Source organism: Empedobacter sp. GD03797 (genome assembly GCF_029842105.1).
Classification (GTDB): domain Bacteria; phylum Bacteroidota; class Bacteroidia; order Flavobacteriales; family Weeksellaceae; genus Empedobacter; species Empedobacter falsenii_C.
Genome location: NZ_JAOCFS010000008.1, coordinates 42,967 through 59,027, shown reverse-complemented (window position 1 = coordinate 59,027; position 16,061 = coordinate 42,967). Strand labels below are relative to the sequence as shown.

The 16,061-nt window shown below is 32.4% G+C and carries 16 protein-coding genes; 8 read left to right on the top strand and 8 right to left on the bottom strand.

Translation table 11 applies throughout. The features are described 5' to 3' along the window. Nucleotides 1-53: 53 nt before the first annotated feature. Entirely contained in the window at nt 54-848 is a 795-nt protein-coding gene (locus N5D90_RS07890; RefSeq protein ID WP_280062096.1) for a thymidylate synthase, read from the bottom strand. A 43-nt stretch (nt 849-891) separates the two neighbouring features. Between N5D90_RS07890 and N5D90_RS07885 the strand changes: the two genes are divergently transcribed. Genes N5D90_RS07885 through N5D90_RS07875 form a run of 3 tightly spaced genes read left to right on the top strand, consistent with a single transcriptional unit; the run spans nt 892 to nt 2,264 of the window. After that, on the top strand, nt 892-1,155 hold the full coding sequence (locus tag N5D90_RS07885; protein WP_038332632.1) for a hypothetical protein: 264 nt from the start codon (nt 892-894) through the stop codon (nt 1,153-1,155). 29 nt (nt 1,156-1,184) lie between these two features. Beyond that, entirely contained in the window at nt 1,185-1,934 is a 750-nt protein-coding gene (rlmB, locus tag N5D90_RS07880; protein ID WP_038332636.1) for a 23S rRNA (guanosine(2251)-2'-O)-methyltransferase RlmB, read from the top strand. 12 nt (nt 1,935-1,946) lie between these two features. Next, nucleotides 1,947-2,264: a hypothetical protein gene (locus tag N5D90_RS07875; protein ID WP_038332637.1), complete on the top strand. Its 318-nt coding sequence runs from the start codon at nt 1,947-1,949 to the stop codon at nt 2,262-2,264. A gap of 36 nt (nt 2,265-2,300) precedes the next feature. Here N5D90_RS07875 and N5D90_RS07870 read toward each other — a convergent pair whose 3' ends face one another. Then, entirely contained in the window at nt 2,301-2,747 is a 447-nt protein-coding gene (locus N5D90_RS07870) for an exosortase F system-associated membrane protein (protein WP_038332639.1), read from the bottom strand. Next, nucleotides 2,737-3,279: an exosortase family protein XrtF gene (gene xrtF, locus N5D90_RS07865; protein WP_038332642.1), complete on the bottom strand. Its 543-nt coding sequence runs from the start codon at nt 3,277-3,279 to the stop codon at nt 2,737-2,739. Before xrtF ends, N5D90_RS07870 begins: the two co-directional genes overlap by 11 nt. A gap of 95 nt (nt 3,280-3,374) precedes the next feature. Here xrtF and N5D90_RS07860 point away from each other — a divergent pair, with 95 nt between their 5' ends. The 3 genes from N5D90_RS07860 (at nt 3,375) to gyrB (ending at nt 6,586) form a co-directional block, all read left to right on the top strand. Further along, a complete protein-coding gene (locus tag N5D90_RS07860; RefSeq protein ID WP_038332644.1) occupies nt 3,375-3,821 on the top strand; it encodes a GAF domain-containing protein in 447 nt (148 codons plus the stop codon). Nucleotides 3,822-3,827: 6 nt separating this feature from the next. Next, complete coding sequence (rsmG, locus tag N5D90_RS07855; protein WP_280062133.1) at nt 3,828-4,454, top strand: 16S rRNA (guanine(527)-N(7))-methyltransferase RsmG; 627 nt, start codon at nt 3,828-3,830, stop codon at nt 4,452-4,454. A 188-nt stretch (nt 4,455-4,642) separates the two neighbouring features. Then, nucleotides 4,643-6,586 carry a DNA topoisomerase (ATP-hydrolyzing) subunit B gene (gene gyrB / locus N5D90_RS07850; RefSeq protein WP_125349786.1) on the top strand — a complete coding sequence of 648 codons (1,944 nt, stop codon included), beginning with the start codon at nt 4,643-4,645 and terminating at the stop codon, nt 6,584-6,586. Nucleotides 6,587-6,667: 81 nt separating this feature from the next. On the opposite strand, the gene N5D90_RS07845 is transcribed toward gyrB, so the two are convergent. The 4 genes from N5D90_RS07845 to N5D90_RS07830 form a co-directional block, all read right to left on the bottom strand. Continuing rightward, nucleotides 6,668-8,944: a cation:proton antiporter gene (locus N5D90_RS07845; RefSeq protein WP_280062095.1), complete on the bottom strand. Its 2,277-nt coding sequence runs from the start codon at nt 8,942-8,944 to the stop codon at nt 6,668-6,670. Between the two features lie 98 nt (nt 8,945-9,042). After that, nucleotides 9,043-9,687, bottom strand: a complete 645-nt coding sequence (locus N5D90_RS07840; RefSeq protein WP_280062094.1) for a LytTR family DNA-binding domain-containing protein — start codon at nt 9,685-9,687, stop codon at nt 9,043-9,045. A gap of 46 nt (nt 9,688-9,733) precedes the next feature. After that, a complete protein-coding gene (locus tag N5D90_RS07835) occupies nt 9,734-10,429 on the bottom strand; it encodes a sensor histidine kinase (RefSeq protein ID WP_280062093.1) in 696 nt (231 codons plus the stop codon). 159 nt (nt 10,430-10,588) lie between these two features. Continuing rightward, on the bottom strand, nt 10,589-12,211 hold the full coding sequence (locus N5D90_RS07830; protein ID WP_038332655.1) for an ABC-F family ATP-binding cassette domain-containing protein: 1,623 nt from the start codon (nt 12,209-12,211) through the stop codon (nt 10,589-10,591). Between the two features lie 66 nt (nt 12,212-12,277). Between N5D90_RS07830 and smpB the strand changes: the two genes are divergently transcribed. Both smpB and N5D90_RS07820 read left to right on the top strand, forming a co-directional pair. Next, nucleotides 12,278-12,730, top strand: a complete 453-nt coding sequence (gene smpB / locus N5D90_RS07825) for an SsrA-binding protein SmpB (protein WP_038332657.1) — start codon at nt 12,278-12,280, stop codon at nt 12,728-12,730. A gap of 65 nt (nt 12,731-12,795) precedes the next feature. Next, nucleotides 12,796-14,286: an OmpA family protein gene (locus tag N5D90_RS07820; RefSeq protein WP_280062092.1), complete on the top strand. Its 1,491-nt coding sequence runs from the start codon at nt 12,796-12,798 to the stop codon at nt 14,284-14,286. Nucleotides 14,287-14,361: 75 nt separating this feature from the next. Here N5D90_RS07820 and N5D90_RS07815 read toward each other — a convergent pair whose 3' ends face one another. Then, nucleotides 14,362-15,993: an AarF/ABC1/UbiB kinase family protein gene (locus N5D90_RS07815; protein ID WP_280062091.1), complete on the bottom strand. Its 1,632-nt coding sequence runs from the start codon at nt 15,991-15,993 to the stop codon at nt 14,362-14,364. Nucleotides 15,994-16,061: the final 68 nt, after the last annotated feature.

The following is a 16,061-nucleotide window of genomic DNA, read 5'->3' as shown; positions in this document are numbered from 1 at the left end:
TAAAATTAAATAAGTTATTATAAATTACAAAAAAAATAACGTTAAAATAAAAATTAAACCGCTACAATTCCTTTGATATGAGGATGAGCTTGATAATTTTCTAACTCGAAATCTTCGTATGTAAAATCAAAAATATCTTTTACATTCGGATTGATTTTCATTGTTGGTAATGGAAAAGGTTCTCGCGTTAATTGTAGTTCAACTTGGTCGAAATGATTTTTGTAAATGTGCGCATCTCCAAACGTATGTACAAAATCGCCAACTTTTAACTCACAAACTTGCGCAACTATCATTTGTAATAATGCATAAGACGCAATATTGAATGGAACACCTAAGAAAATATCTGCACTACGTTGATACAATTGCAACGATAATTTTCCATCATTCACATAAAACTGAAAAAATGCGTGACAAGGCGCTAAAGCCATTTGATCTAATTCACCAACATTCCAAGCAGAAACTATTATTCTACGCGAATCAGGATTGTTTTTTATTTGATCAATTGCAACTTTAATTTGGTCAACAACTTCTCCGTCAGGTTTTCCCCATGAACGCCATTGATGTCCATAAACAGGACCTAAATCGCCATTTTTGTCGGCCCATTCGTTCCAAATTCTAACGCCGTTATCTGTTAAATATTTGATGTTTGTATCACCTTTCAAAAACCATAACAATTCGTAGATAATCGATTTTAAATGTAATTTTTTAGTCGTCACCAAAGGAAAACCTTCCGACAAATCGAAACGCATTTGGTAACCAAAAATACTTTTCGTTCCCGTTCCCGTTCTGTCTTCTTTAAAAGCGCCTTCTGCCAAAACCTTTTTACATAAATCGTGATATTGTTGCATTTTGAGTATATTTAACCTTTCAAATTTAGTGAATTTTTTTAGAATGAAAATTAGTTTAATTCTTACAATTTTAGTGCTTTTTATGTTTTTTGCTTCATATAGCAAATCAGATTTTGGACGAAAAATTGCGCAACATTTTTATTTTCAAACCTTATTTAATGTTGTTTTGGTGGTTGTTTTTGTGTCAAAAATCATTCATCTCAAACTAAATTTAATCTCAATGATTTCGCTAATTGTCATTGGTTGCATGTTGTATATGAGCTTTCCAAATTATTTGCAACAATTGAGAAGAAGGATTGGTAAATAGTTACGTATAATTTTTTTATCTTTGCACTTATGAAAAACGAAGCAGGAATTTTTGGTTTAAGACCAGTAATAGAAGCGATTGAAGCAGGGAAAACAATCGACAAAATTTTTATTCAAAAAGGTTTACAAGGAGAAATTTTTTCAGAATTGAGAAAATTAATCACTGAATATGAAATTCCTGTAAGTTATGTGCCTTTAGAAAAACTAAATCGTTTTACTGGAAAAAATCATCAAGGTGTTTACGCATTCGTTTCTCCAATCGAATTTGATTCAATCGAAAATGTATTACCTCAAATTTGGGAACAAGGAAAAACGCCTTTTATTTTGATTTTAGATCGTGTTTCTGATGTTCGTAATTTTGGTGCGATCGCTCGTACAGCAGAATGTGTTGGTGTTGACGCGATTATTATTCCAGCAAAAGGTTCGGCTTCTGTAAATGCAGATGCGATCAAAACTTCGACAGGGGCGTTGTATAATATTCCGGTTTGTAAAGAAGGAAATTTAGTGAATGTTATTAAATATTTACAATCGGCTGGAATCTCAATTTTTAGTGCTTCTGAAAAATCAGCAGAATTTATTTATGATGCAGATTTCTCTGTTCCTGCAGCTATTGTGATGGGAAGTGAGGAAGATGGTGTTTCGGATTCTATTATTAAAATTTCGGATAAAATTATTAAATTGCCTATGGCTGGACAAACTGCTTCATTGAATGTTTCGGTTGCGGCTGGAGCGATTTTGTACGAAGCTGTTCGCCAAAGAATGTTACAAGATTTATTTTAAAAACATATAACGATGACCTATTCTACTTTTATTGGATTTTTGTTGATTGCGATTAGTATTGCAATGTATTATTTTACGAATTTGGATATTTCGAGATTATTTTCGGATAAAGAATTTTTGGTAGGAATTACTGGAGGTGCTGGTATCGGATTTATTTTGGGAGGATTTTTAGGCTGGCTTTATAAATACAAAGCGGTGAATAAAGCAAATGCAGAGATTGCAAACGAAGAAAAACGTAAAGTTGCAGAACAAAAAGCACAAGAAGCTGCTGCAAAAGAGCAAGCAAAATTGGATGCACAACAAGAAAAAGATGAATCAGGTTTATTGTAAAATATAAATTAGATAAAATAAAAAAACGGTCGAAAATTAATTTTCGACCGTTTTTTTATATTGTATTTCTTGGTAATAAAAACAAGGAACTAAAATCAATAAAAACATAGGCTGAATGAGAAATCTTCTCACATAAAAGAAAATCATTTCGCCTGATGAAAATTGTGTCGAAATCAAATAATTATAGATTGGTAAAAGAACGATTAATCCAATAATCATGATAATGATAGAGAATTTAACGTAAATTTTTTTCCAGAAAATAAACCAAATAATTAATACAGTTAATAATGTATTGATAAGATAACGAACTGTCAAACTAGCGCTCAATTTTGGTAAATCAATTTCTGGGAATTTTGAATGACCAACAAAATGAAAGTATTTTATGAAAGGATCATAAAATAAAACATCTTCAAATTTTCGGACTAATATCAATCCAAAAACAAGTAAAACTGCAATTGCGTAACGTAAATATTTATTTGGCATTTCGCTTATTGTATTTTGTTACAAAAAACTTAATCCAAACAATCCAAAGAATTACGATTGAACCATAAATAATTGCTGGAAACAAATAATCGTGCGCCATTTTACCATATTCTGCGTGGTATCTAAAAATATAATTTAGCAACATAATTCTCGAAATATTCATCACAAAAAGAATTGCTAAACCAGACAAAATAAACAAAAAAGTTTGTTTGAAATTCGTGTAAAAAGCAACGATAAACGAAACGAAAATGATCAGAATAGAAATCGCATTACAACCTTCATTTACAATAGATGCAACTTGTCCATCTACAACCAAACGCATCCAAGGGTGATTTTCGGCAATATTAGAAAATGAGAAAAAACCACATTTGTTCAAGCCAAAAGCTGTTATATCTGATGTTAATTTTGTAAACGGATCAGGGTTATTGTGCGGTAAATATTGATCTAAATATAATTTATAAGCTAAACTTAAAATAATGTAAGTTCCTAAAAAACGTGCAAGGAATAACAATAAGGGTTTAAATTCTTTCATTTGATTAAAAAATCTTGTACAAAGATAAATGAAAAACGTCAACTTTTGATTAAGTTATGATTAATCAATAAATTTGCTTTTTTAGAAGTAACAAAATGCAAGATTTACATAAACGCGTGGATGTCATAATTGATAGCGCAATTTCTACGGAAGACAGACTACAAAAGATTTGTCAATTGTTGAGTGATGAAGTTGAATACTACAATTGGGTGGGATTTTATTTCAAGAATGGAGATAAAAACGAGCTAAAACTTGGTCCTTATGTTGGAGCGGCAACCGATCATACAATAATTCCTTATGGTAAAGGAATTTGTGGGCAAGTGGCAGAATCTAACGAAACTTTTGTTGTGCCAGACGTTTATGCACAAGATAATTATTTGGCTTGTTCAATCGAAACGAAAGCTGAAATTGTTGTTCCAATTTTCAAAAATGGAGAAAATATTGGTCAAATTGATATCGATTCGCACAAAATTAATCCGTTTACAGAAGACGATACAAAGTTGTTAGATTACGTTTGTCAGCGAGTTTCAGAAATTATTTAAGCAATGATTGATTTAATTTTAAAATATTTTCCTGATTTAACGGAGAAACAAATCGAGCAATTTTCGAAAGTTGGTGATTTGTACAAAGAATGGAACGATCAAATCAATGTTGTTTCTCGAAAAGATATTGACGAAATTTATACGAATCATATTTTACATTCGTTAGCGATTGCAAAAGTGATGGAGTTTACAGACGGTTCTTCTGTTCTTGATGTAGGAACTGGAGGAGGTTTACCAGGAATTCCGTTGGCAATTTTGTTTCCGAATGTTCAGTTTCATTTGGTAGATTCTATCGGGAAAAAAATCAAGGTTGTAAAAGGTGTGGCTGATGGTTTAGGTTTGACGAATGTAAAAGCGGAACAAAAGCGTGCCGAAGAGTTAACAGATAAATACGATTTTGTTGTTTCTCGTGCGGTAACTGCGATGCCAAGATTTGCGGAATGGATTCGTGGAAAATTCAAAAAAGAAGGGATTAATCCTTTTCCAAATGGTTTGTTGTACCTAAAAGGAGGCGATTTGACAGAAGAATTAGCAGGTTTTCCGAATGCAGTTTTATTTGATATTCAAAACTTTTTTGACGAAGATTTTTTCGAAACGAAAAAAGTCGTTTACTTAGAAAAGAAAGATATTTAGTTTATAGAAATTATATACTTGAAATCCGAAATCAATTTGATTTCGGATTTTTTATTTTAACAATTATTGAATTAATCCAAAAAATGAACCTTAAAACGTTATTTTATCCAATACTTTAAGTTCTTTTTAAGAGGTTTTCTCGTCAAAATTCACTATATTTGTTTGTTTTAAAAAGTTAGAGACATATTATGAGTAATAACACATATACGGCGGATAATATCCAAGCGTTAGAAGGAATGGAGCACGTACGTCTTCGTCCATCGATGTACATTGGTGACGTCGGAGTTAGAGGATTACACCACTTAGTTTACGAGGTTGTTGATAACTCTATTGATGAAGCTTTAGCAGGATACTGTGATACAATCAAGGTAACAATTTTAGAAGGGAACTCGATTCGTGTAGAAGATAACGGACGTGGTATTCCTGTCGACTTACATAAAAAAGAAGGAAAATCTGCATTAGAAGTTGTAATGACGAAAATTGGTGCAGGAGGTAAGTTTGATAAAGATACGTACAAAGTTTCTGGAGGTTTGCACGGTGTTGGAGTTTCGTGTGTTAATGCACTTTCTAACCATTTATCGGCAGAAGTTTTCAAGAACGGAAAACAATATATTCAGGAATATTCGAAAGGGAAACCTTTGTATGATGTAAAAGAAGTTGGAACGACTGATAAAAGTGGTACAACAGTTACTTTTACGCCAGATGATACAATTTTCCAAGAAGTACAAACATATAACTATTCTACTTTAGCAAATCGTTTGCGTGAGTTAGCTTTCTTGAACAAAGGAATCAATATTGTATTGGTTGACGAGCGCGAAAAAGATGCTGATGGAAATCCTGTAACAGAAACTTTTCATTCTGAAGAAGGATTAAAAGAATTTGTTGAGTTTATCGACGGTAGCCGCGAATCTATTATGGACAAAGTAATCTTCATGGAAGGTGAACGTGATGGAATTCCGGTTGAGGTTGCAATGCGATACAATACGTCGTATAATGAAAATGTACATTCATACGTAAATAACATCAATACACACGAAGGTGGAACACATTTATCTGGTTTCCGTCGTGCATTGACACGTACATTGAAAAAATATGCTGAAGAAAACTTTAATCTTGCAAAAGAAAAAGTTGAAATCGTTGGAGATGACTTCCGCGAAGGATTAACAGCAGTTATTTCGGTAAAAGTAATGGAGCCTCAATTCGAAGGTCAAACGAAAACGAAATTAGGAAACTCTGAGGTTTCTCCTGCAGTTGATAAAATTGTGGCAGAAATGTTAACGAATTTCTTAGAAGAGAATCCAACAGAAGCAAAACAAATTGTTGATAAAGTAATTTTAGCAGCAAAAGCTCGTCAGGCAGCGAAAAAAGCTCGTGAAATGGTACAACGCAAAAACCCAATGGGAGGAAGCGGATTGCCAGGGAAATTAGCGGATTGTTCTTCTCGTAAACCAGAAGAATCTGAGTTATTCTTAGTCGAGGGAGATTCTGCCGGAGGAACGGCAAAACAAGGTCGTGATCGTCATTTTCAAGCGATTTTACCATTACGTGGTAAGATTTTGAATGTAGAGAAAGCGATGGCGCACAAAGTTTTGGATAACGAAGAGATTAAAAATATCTATACAGCTTTAGGTGTAACAATCGGAACAGAAGAAGATTCTAAAGCACTTAATATCTCAAAATTACGTTATCACAAGGTTGTAATTATGACCGATGCCGATGTCGACGGTTCTCACATCGCGACATTAATTTTAACATTCTTCTTCCGTTACATGAAAGAATTGATTGAGCAAGGACATATTTATATTGCAACGCCACCTTTATATTTAATTAAAAAAGGAGCGAAAGCAGAATATGCTTGGGACGAAAAAGATCGTGAGCGTTTAACTGCCGAATTCTCTACAGATGGTTCTGGTAAAGGAGTTACAATTCAACGATACAAAGGTCTTGGGGAAATGAACGCAGAGCAATTATGGGATACAACACTTAATCCAGAGCACAGAACGTTACGTAAAGTAACGATTGACAATGCGACAGAAGCAGATCGCGTGTTCTCTATGTTGATGGGTGATGATGTACCGCCTCGTCGTGAGTTTATCGAGAAAAATGCACACTATGCAAAAATTGATGTTTAATCGATTTTGAATGATATAAAACAAAAAATCCAGCTTTTCAGCTGGATTTTTTGTTTTACTTTATGAATCTTATAAAAAATGTTACTCAGAAATAATCAAAGTTGTTGGTACATTGGAAATCCAAATGCTTTTTGTTTCGATTAAGTTTTTCCAACTTTCCATACTAATCATCATCAAATCCATTTCATCCAAAAACTCTTTATCCAATTGTTGCTTGTACGAAAGACTAATATGATTTGGTGCAATATTTTCGATACTACGAATAATTTCTTTTACTTCTGAATGACGTTTTGTGTAACCGCTCACGTCTACAATAATAATTTGAGATTCGCTATTCGAGATTAAACGTTGTGCATATTTCAGTAAATCGGCATCTTTATTCCCGAAAAGTGGAAGAAAAACTTTTTCTGCTTTTGTGAAATTTTTGTCCAAAACAATTCCAACAGGAACGGTTGATTTGTTCAATAATTGTTTCGTTCTTTCATTGAAAATTGAATGATCAAACATGTTTTCTTTTCCAGTAACTTGACCAATTAAAATATCTGGATCAATAATTTTAGTTGTAAATCCTAAAATATTTCCTAACAACGAACCTGAATAAATAGAATTTCTTACACCCATTAACATCAAATCGTAATCACCTTTTTGCGCAACATCAACGGTGTCGAAAACCATATCTGTAGACACTTTGAACATGGTTGTTACATCTTGATGCAACTCTTCGGAAACCTCAATAATCGGTTCGAAAATTTCTGCTTCTCTATCCTCAAGATTGAAATGTTGCACTTCGCTACTTTTCATCACATGAATTGCAGAAACAAGTGAATTTTCGTCTTGTTTTTTGATAAAGCTATTAGCTATTCGCAATAATTCAGCACCTTTTTCGGGTGTTTGAAAATCAATTAAAATTTTATATTTCTGACTTTGACTAATTTCAGAAAGTTCATTTTCTGTTTTTTGTTTGCGGAAAATCCAATTGATTAAATCCAAAGCTGGACCTGTCATAAAAGTTGTGACCAAAGCCATTATCACCATCATAGCGAAAACTTCTGGTGTTAAAACTCCTAAATCATATCCAATGTTTAACACGACTAATTCCATCAAACCTCGTGTATTCATCAAAGCACCGATGGTCAAACTATCTTTCCAGTTTTGTCCAACAAATTTAGCGGCGACTGCACTTCCTACAAATTTTCCAGTTACAGCTACCAAAATAATCAATCCTGCTGTTTGCCATAAATGTGGCGTATCTAATAATCCAATTTGTGTTCTTAAACCTGTGAAAACGAAGAATAAAGGAAGTAATAAAACCAATGAAACATCTTCTATTTTTTCGATAAATAAGTTTCTGAATTTTACATTTTCAGGCATAATTGTTCCAGCTAAAAAAGCTCCAAATAATGCATGAATTCCAATGATTTCGCTTAAATATGAAGAAATAATTAAGACCAAGAAAAAGATTCCTATGATAGGTTTTGTAAGCGTTGTTTTGCTCGAATGTACGTCTGCAATGCGCTTTAGAAAAGGGCGAACGAAACGAACCATTGCGATAACGTAAATAATTGCCAGTAAAATCACGTAGATTGAACTGATGAATGAACCGGCTTTTACGATGGCGATAACCGCAGCTAATAAACACCAAGCTGTGATATCGTCGGCAGCAGCGCAAGTAATTACAATAGAACCTAAGCGAGTTTTACTAATTCCGCGTTCTTGTACAATACGAGCCAAAACGGGAAAAGCTGTAATACTCATCGAAATACCGATAAAAAGGGCAAATGATAAAAAGTTAATTCCTTCTGGTGCGAATTCCATATAAATTAATCCAGCCAAAGCCAAACCAAGTGTAAATGGAATAATGATACTTGCATGACTGATAACTATGGCGTCTTGTGCATTTTTCTTTAGCACTTTCAGGTCTAATTCCATCCCGATAACATACATGAATAGGATCAAACCTATCTGACTGATAAATTCTAAGTTTCCTAACGATTCTTTTGGAAAAAGATCTCCGAAAAATTCTGGGAAATGCATTCCTATAAAAGAAGGACCAAGGAAAATACCTGCAATAATTTCTCCAATTACAGTTGGTTGTCCAATTTTATTAAAAATCCATCCAAAAACCCTTGCGGTAAATATAATGGTCACAATTTGTGCTAATAAAATAGCAAGCGGATGTCCAATATTATGCGTAATACTGTTGATGAAATCATTGAAGTAATTGCTTCCGTTTGCAGCTTGTACAACATGTTTTCCTGCTTCCATTTCTTCTGCTCTTATCACAATAAAATACATCATGATTGAACAAAGTAGAATGGTTACGATATAAAAAATTGAATTTCTTGTCGATTTTTTCATGGCGTTAATTTTCAACAAAAGTCAGAAATTAATTTACAGAAAAATATCAATATTTTTTAAACTCGAGTAAAATGTAATGAAATGGATTTTTTTTGTAATCAAATTGAAATTTGAGCAATAAAATTAGCTTTGTAAACTTCGCTTAATACCAAATTGATTTCTTTATTTTCTTTTGATAAAACATCTAAAGTAACGTTGTCTGAGTGGAAATATTTGATGTGATGTAAGCTGATTATTTCTCGTTTGTTGATACGGACAAAATCTTTTTCGGGTAACATTTCTGACAATGCATCGAGTGTGATATTTTTCAAAATCAAGAATGATAAATCTTGATAATAAACCACTTTATCACGGCTGTCAACGGTAGAAGTTGTAATGTACAAAATTTGATTAAACTGCAACAAAATTTTTCCTTTATCCGAGTTTAATTGCACAAAATTATTTGGTGTCGAAAAACTATTTTGCAAACGCTTTTTTACTTTGTCAACAGCTTGTTGTAAACGCTCTTTTTTGATTGGTTTTTGAATATAATCTGTCGCATCTAAATCAAAAGCATCAACAGCATATTCCTTATAAGCAGTAGAAAAAATAAACGGTTTTTCTTTTAATAAATTAGCGATTTGTAAACCATTTATTTTAGGCATTTCGATGTCCAAAATACAAAAGTCAAAATCTAAGTTTTCAATTTCGTTAATGAATAATTCAGGATCAACATAAGCTTTCACAACTTCTATGTCCTCCATTTGTTCACATAACATTTTTAGGTACTTTAACCCAAGAATTTCGTCATCAATTAGTATGCATTTTAGTGTAAAACTCATGTAGATTTATTTTTAAGTTGGCTACAAAAATATCTTGTTCAATAGTTTTAGAAAGTGAAAAATCGTCGCCGTAAACCATTTTTAGGCGATGTTCTAATGATTGACTTCCATGTCCGCCAGTTTCTTTTTTTAAACTATTTTTTGGTGAAATTTTATTCATTACCTGAATTTGAAATGATTTATTATTCAGTTCAAGCAAAATTTTTATAAATGAATTGGCTTGTTGAAAATCGGTGTGTTTGAAAGCATTTTCAATAAAATCAATACTTAATAAAGGTAAAATAATTTTTTCTTGATAATAAGGTGAAGTTTCATCAATTTTTGTTTTAACTTGAAAATCAAACAAAGGCGAAACTTTTACTTTATTAATTTCAATAAAGTTTTTAGTGAAATCTATTTCATCTTTTATCGTCACAAAATTGTCTTTGCTTTCGTACAGAATATAATCCAACACATTTGCCAATTTATCAATCGTATAATAGGTTTGATACGCATTTGATTGAATAGAATTAAGTATATTTTTGAATAAATGAGGATTCAGTTTTGCTTCGTAAGATTCTAATTTTAACTCATCAACTTTTGTAGATAAATTGTCTAAACGTTGCGTTTGTTCTTGACTTATTTTTTTCTCAGATTTTAATGAATGGATTAAATATGTAATCATAATGATTAGAAAAATAATCAATGCAATAATGAGATAAAGTAATATTGTAGGAAGTTGAATCATGCGAAAAATTCTAACTCAAAGATAAAATAATTTATGAACAAAAAAATCCAGAAAGTAGAACCTTCTGGATTTTTAGAAATATTGTGAAAGAAATTATTAAGCGTAATATTTTGCTTTTAATTCTTTTACTTTTGGATCATCTAAGAATTCATCATACGTCATATAACGATCGATGATTCCATTTGGAGTTAACTCGATAATACGGTTACAAGTTGTTTGAATCAATTCGTGGTCATGAGAACCCATTAAAATTGTTCCTTTGAAATTAACCAAAGAGTTATTTAATGCTGTAATCGATTCTAAGTCTAAGTGACCTGTTGGTTCGTCTAACAATAATACGTTTGCGCGTAATAACATCATACGAGAGAACATACAACGCATTTTTTCACCTCCTGATAAAACAGAAGATTTTTTAAGTGCTTCGTCTCCTGAGAATAACATTTTTCCTAAGAAACCACGCATAAATTCTTCGTGACGCTCATCGTCTGATTCTGTATACTGACGTAACCAATCAACCAAGTTGATATCTTCTTTGAAGAAATCTGTATTATCTAAAGGTAAATACGCTTGCGTTGTTGTAATTCCCCAAGTAAAATCTCCAGAATCTGGCTGAGCTTTTCCTGAAAGAATTTCAAAAAATTGAGAAACCGCTTTCGAGTTGCGAGAGAAAATACCAATTTTATCACCTTTTTTCAAGTTGATGTTCGCATCTTTAAATAAAACTTCTCCATCTACAGAAGCAGATAAATTGTTTACTTCTAAGATTTGATCACCAGCCTCACGCGATTGTTCCCAGATAAGTGCTGGATATCGACGAGAAGAAGGTTTGATATCTTCGATATTTAATTTCTCGATCATTTTTTTACGAGAAGTCGTTTGTTTTGCTTTAGCAACGTTAGAAGAGAAACGAGCAATGAAATCTTGTAATTCCTTTTTCTTTTCCTCTGCTTTTTTGTTTTGTTGTGCACGTTGTTTTGCAGCTAACTGAGAAGATTCGTACCAGAATGTGTAGTTACCAGAATATAGGTTTAATTTAGAGAAATCTAAATCACAAATATGCGTACAAACCGCGTCTAAGAAGTGACGGTCGTGCGATACAACGATTACAGTATTCTCGAAATTACCTAAGAAATCCTCTAACCATTGAATTGTATTAACGTCCAATTCGTTGGTAGGCTCATCTAAGATTAACACGTCAGGATTTCCAAATAAAGCTTGCGCAATCAAAATACGAACTTTTGCTTTATTATCTAAATCTCCCATTAACGTATAATGCATATCCGAATCGATTCCTACATTAGATAATAATGTAGCAGCATCAGATTCTGCATTCCATCCGTTCATTTCTTCATAAACGACACCTAATTCTCCTGCTTTGATACCATCTTCTTCAGAAAAATCTGGTTTAGCATATAAAGCATCCATACGTTCTTTAATATCGTATAATACTTTATTTCCACGTAAAACAGTATCCAATACTGTATATTCGTCATATTTGAAGTGATTCTGTTCTAAGACAGACATACGTTTTCCTTTTTCAAGACTAACTTGTCCTGAAGTTGGATCGATTTCACCTGATAATATTTTTAAGAAAGTAGATTTTCCTGCTCCATTGGCACCAATTATCCCGTAACAGTTGCCATTTGTAAATTTTATATTAACTTCGTCGAAAAGTACACGCTTGCCGAATTGAAGCGATAAATTAGAAACATTTAACATAATTTTTGGTATGATGTTTGTTTGACCTTCCGGCAAAGTTACAAATTTTAATTGGAATAAAATAAAGTGCAGAAAGAAGTTACGATTAAGAATAAACGTGCAAGGTTTGAGTATGAATTATTAGATTCTTACGAAGCCGGCATCCAATTATTTGGGACTGAAATAAAATCTATCCGAATGGGAAAAGCTTCGATTACCGAAAGTTTTTGTCAAATGAAGGATGGAGAACTCTATATTGTCAATATGTTTATTGACGAATATGATTGGGGAACATACTTTAATCATAAAACTAGACGAGACAGAAAACTTTTATTACAAAAATCTGAGTTGAGAAAATTAGAACGCAAAACGAAAGAGACTGGATTAACGATTGTAGCAACCACGCTATTTATAAACAATAAAGGGTTGGCAAAATTGAAGATATATTTGGCAAAAGGGAAGAAACTTTTTGACAAAAGAAACACAATAAAAGGAAAAGATTTGAAAAGAGATTTGGATAGAATGATAAAGAATTCTTAAATTTGTCTTATAATTGTATAAAATTAAGTAAAATTTAATATATTTAAAACGCTAAATATTTGATAATGAAAAAGTTTAATCTATTATTATCTGCAGTAGTATTATTCCTAGCGGGTAATTCTTTTGTAGATGCTCAGAATTCTAAGAATCCTTGGGCAATTACAGTTGGTGCTCACGCAGTTGATCACAACTCAGTGACTGGACCATTCAACCAGTATTTCAAAACAGATAATTGGGATATCGTTCCTCCTTTATCTAAATTATCTATCATCCGTAACTTAAACAGATCTTTTGATGTTGATTTAACTGCTTCAGTAGGTGAAGTTGATAACAACAGATTACGTATCAAAGATGAATTATTCATCAATGCTGGTTTAGGTTTACGTTATAAGTTAGCTAATGGTTATATCTTAAAAGAAGATTCTTGGTTTGATCCATATATCCGTGTAGGTGCTGGTTACCACAGATACGACTACACAGGATTACAATTTCCATTAACAGCTTACTATGGTAATGGTGATGGAAATGAAACTTACCAATTAACAGAAGTTGAAGATTTAGAGAAAAATCACTTTGTAGCTTCTTTAGGTGCTGGATTTAACTTATGGTTTACTAAAAACTTTGGTTTAAACGTTGCTTCTGATTACAACTGGTTACCAGCTTACGGAGGAAACAATTATTTCGATTTCTTCCAACACACAGTAGGTGTTACTTTCCGTTTCGGAAAACAAGATAGAGATGGTGATGGTATTCCTGATGACGAAGATGCATGTCCAGATACTCCAGGTATCGCTACAAATGATCCATCTACAAACGGATGTCCAGATACAGATGGTGATGGAATCTTTGATAAAGATGATGCTTGTCCAACAGAATTTGGTTTAGCTGAATTCCAAGGTTGTCCAGATACAGATGGTGATGGTGTTCCAGATAAAGATGATGCTTGTCCTACAGTTGCAGGTCCAGTAGAAAATAATGGATGTCCTTGGCCAGATACAGATGGTGATGGAATCTTAGATAAAGATGATGCTTGTCCAAACGAATATGGTTTAGCTGAATTCCAAGGTTGTCCAGATACAGATGGAGATGGTATTCCAGATAAAGATGATGCTTGTCCAACAGTAAAAGGACCAAAAGAAAATAATGGATGTCCATGGACAGAAGTTCACGTAGCAAAACGTTTATCTAATATTTTATTCGAATACAACTCTAATAAAATTGTTCCTTCTTCTTACGAAGATGTACGTGTAGCTGCTCAAATTTTAAATTCTGATGATTTAAAAGAAAAAAGCTTCTACATTGACGGACATGCTGACCAAAGAGGTAAAGACGCTTATAACAAAACATTATCTTTAAAACGTGCTCAAGCGTTAGTTAATATTTTAGTTGAAAGAGGTGGAGTGGATAAAGCTCGTTTAACTGCTCGTGGTTTAGGAAAATCTCAATTGTTATGTACTGAAAACACTGAAGAGTGTTACCAAAGAAACAGACGTGTTGAGGTATTACCTAGAACAGCTGTAGTAACTGAAACAAAAGTTATCAAAAAGAAAAAATAATTCTTTAAAACGATAATATACAAAAATAGCCACCTCATTGAGGTGGCTATTTTATTTTTATGAAATTAGGATTAATTATTTCTTTCTAAAAACCAATATAATGATACAACAAGCTGTAAACACTGATAGTAAATATCCAATCCAAGAAAGTAATGGCATGTCCAAAATCATTGGACGAACAGTAGTGTTAGCAAGCATACTTGCTCCAATTCCGAAAGCTAAAGTAAGAATGGCTAAAACCAGTTTATTAATACTGTCTTTTATTAATTTCTGAATATTATCTATTTGATCAATCTTAAAGTTTAAAGCCAATTTATCATTGTTTACTTTTTCAATTAATTTCAAGGTGTCTTCTGGTAAATCGTTGATTAAATCCTGAATATCTTTAAAATTATCAATTGCTTTTTTACTCAAATATTTTGGATGAAATTTTTGTCGAGCCAATTTTACGGCATAAGGACGCATCGAGCGTTGGACATTAAGATCAGCGTGTAATTGTTGTCCAATTCCTTCTATAAGCGCAATTCCGCGTAGTAAAATATAAACATATTCGGGTAATAAAACATGATTTCGCTGTAGAATATTGTTGAATTTCTTAATGATGATTTGAACTTCTATTGTATCGACAGTATTGTATTCTAAATAATCAAAAATATCTGCAATGTCACGTTCCAATTGTTTTTCGTTCTCGATATAATGTTTAATCGCCATTTTTTTGAGTGAACGAACAATTCGTTTCGGATTTTTTAATCCAAAATCAATTACAACATTTTCTAAAGCCTCTTTTTCGTTGATGGCTAAAATTCCCATCGAACCAAAATCTATAAAAGCAAGTCGTCCATCTTTTAAAATAAAAATATTTCCGGGATGTGGATCGGCATGAAAAAAACCGTCATCAAGTAATTGTTTCAAATAAATATCAAAACCTTTCTGTACGATTTTTTTAGGATCAAGTCCCAAAGCTTCTAATTGCTCAACATCGTTTACCTTGAAGCCTTCGATGAATTCCATGCAAAGAAAATTATTGTTCGAATAATCTTCATATGTTTTCGGAACATAAACATCTTTACTATTCTCGAAATTTTTTCTGAAACGTTCGATGTTCTGAAATTCATTGGTTAATGAAAGTTCTTTCAGAATTGAATTTTCAAATGATTTTTCGATTTCAGAAATGAATAATTTTTGAAGTTTCTCATATTTTTTTTCCAAAAAATGAACAATGTCTCGAATCAGGGCTAAATCTGATTCAATTATTTTCTGAATATTAGATCGTTTTACTTTGAAAACAACTTTTTCTCCATTCAACAAAGTGGCACGATAAACTTGCGAAATACTTGCAGCAGCAAAAGGTTGTTCTTCTATAAAAAGAAAATGTTCGTCTGGTTCTATTCCAAATTCATCTCTAATTTTTTGTTTGATGTCAATTTCTTCTGGCGGAACATTATCTTGCAATTTCTTTAACTCTTCTACTAAAGAATCTGGAACCAAATCTTTTCGATTGCTTAATAATTGACCAAATTTTATATAAGTAGGACCAAGTTCTTCCAAAGCCATTCGGAATCGTTGATTGAAAGAACTGTTGAAAAATTCGGTATTTTGATCAGAATGAAATAAATCGTTTCCACGAGAAAGAATTTCTTCAAAACCATATTTTGAAACGACTTTTACGATTTTTGAGAATCGTTTTATTTTCTTTAAACTATCCATAAAGTTGAGATTCGATTACAAGTTACGAATAAACAAGAGTGTAATTCGTTTATAAAATCTTAAATTTC

Bases quoted from the DNA above. Each gene is read 5' to 3' on its own strand.
- N5D90_RS07890 (WP_280062096.1), bottom strand. From the start codon at position 848: ATGCAACAATATCACGATTTATGTAAAAAGGTTTTGGCAGAAGGCGCT.
- N5D90_RS07885 (WP_038332632.1), top strand. From the start codon at position 892: ATGAAAATTAGTTTAATTCTTACAATTTTAGTGCTTTTTATGTTTTTT.
- rlmB (WP_038332636.1), top strand. From the start codon at position 1,185: ATGAAAAACGAAGCAGGAATTTTTGGTTTAAGACCAGTAATAGAAGCG.
- N5D90_RS07875 (WP_038332637.1), top strand. From the start codon at position 1,947: ATGACCTATTCTACTTTTATTGGATTTTTGTTGATTGCGATTAGTATT.
- N5D90_RS07870 (WP_038332639.1), bottom strand. From the start codon at position 2,747: ATGCCAAATAAATATTTACGTTACGCAATTGCAGTTTTACTTGTTTTT.
- xrtF (WP_038332642.1), bottom strand. From the start codon at position 3,279: ATGAAAGAATTTAAACCCTTATTGTTATTCCTTGCACGTTTTTTAGGA.
- N5D90_RS07860 (WP_038332644.1), top strand. From the start codon at position 3,375: ATGCAAGATTTACATAAACGCGTGGATGTCATAATTGATAGCGCAATT.
- gyrB (WP_125349786.1), top strand. From the start codon at position 4,643: ATGAGTAATAACACATATACGGCGGATAATATCCAAGCGTTAGAAGGA.
- N5D90_RS07845 (WP_280062095.1), bottom strand. From the start codon at position 8,944: ATGAAAAAATCGACAAGAAATTCAATTTTTTATATCGTAACCATTCTA.
- N5D90_RS07840 (WP_280062094.1), bottom strand. From the start codon at position 9,687: ATGGAGGACATAGAAGTTGTGAAAGCTTATGTTGATCCTGAATTATTC.
- N5D90_RS07835 (WP_280062093.1), bottom strand. From the start codon at position 10,429: ATGATTACATATTTAATCCATTCATTAAAATCTGAGAAAAAAATAAGT.
- N5D90_RS07830 (WP_038332655.1), bottom strand. From the start codon at position 12,211: ATGTTAAATGTTTCTAATTTATCGCTTCAATTCGGCAAGCGTGTACTT.
- N5D90_RS07820 (WP_280062092.1), top strand. From the start codon at position 12,796: ATGAAAAAGTTTAATCTATTATTATCTGCAGTAGTATTATTCCTAGCG.
- N5D90_RS07815 (WP_280062091.1), bottom strand. From the start codon at position 15,993: ATGGATAGTTTAAAGAAAATAAAACGATTCTCAAAAATCGTAAAAGTC.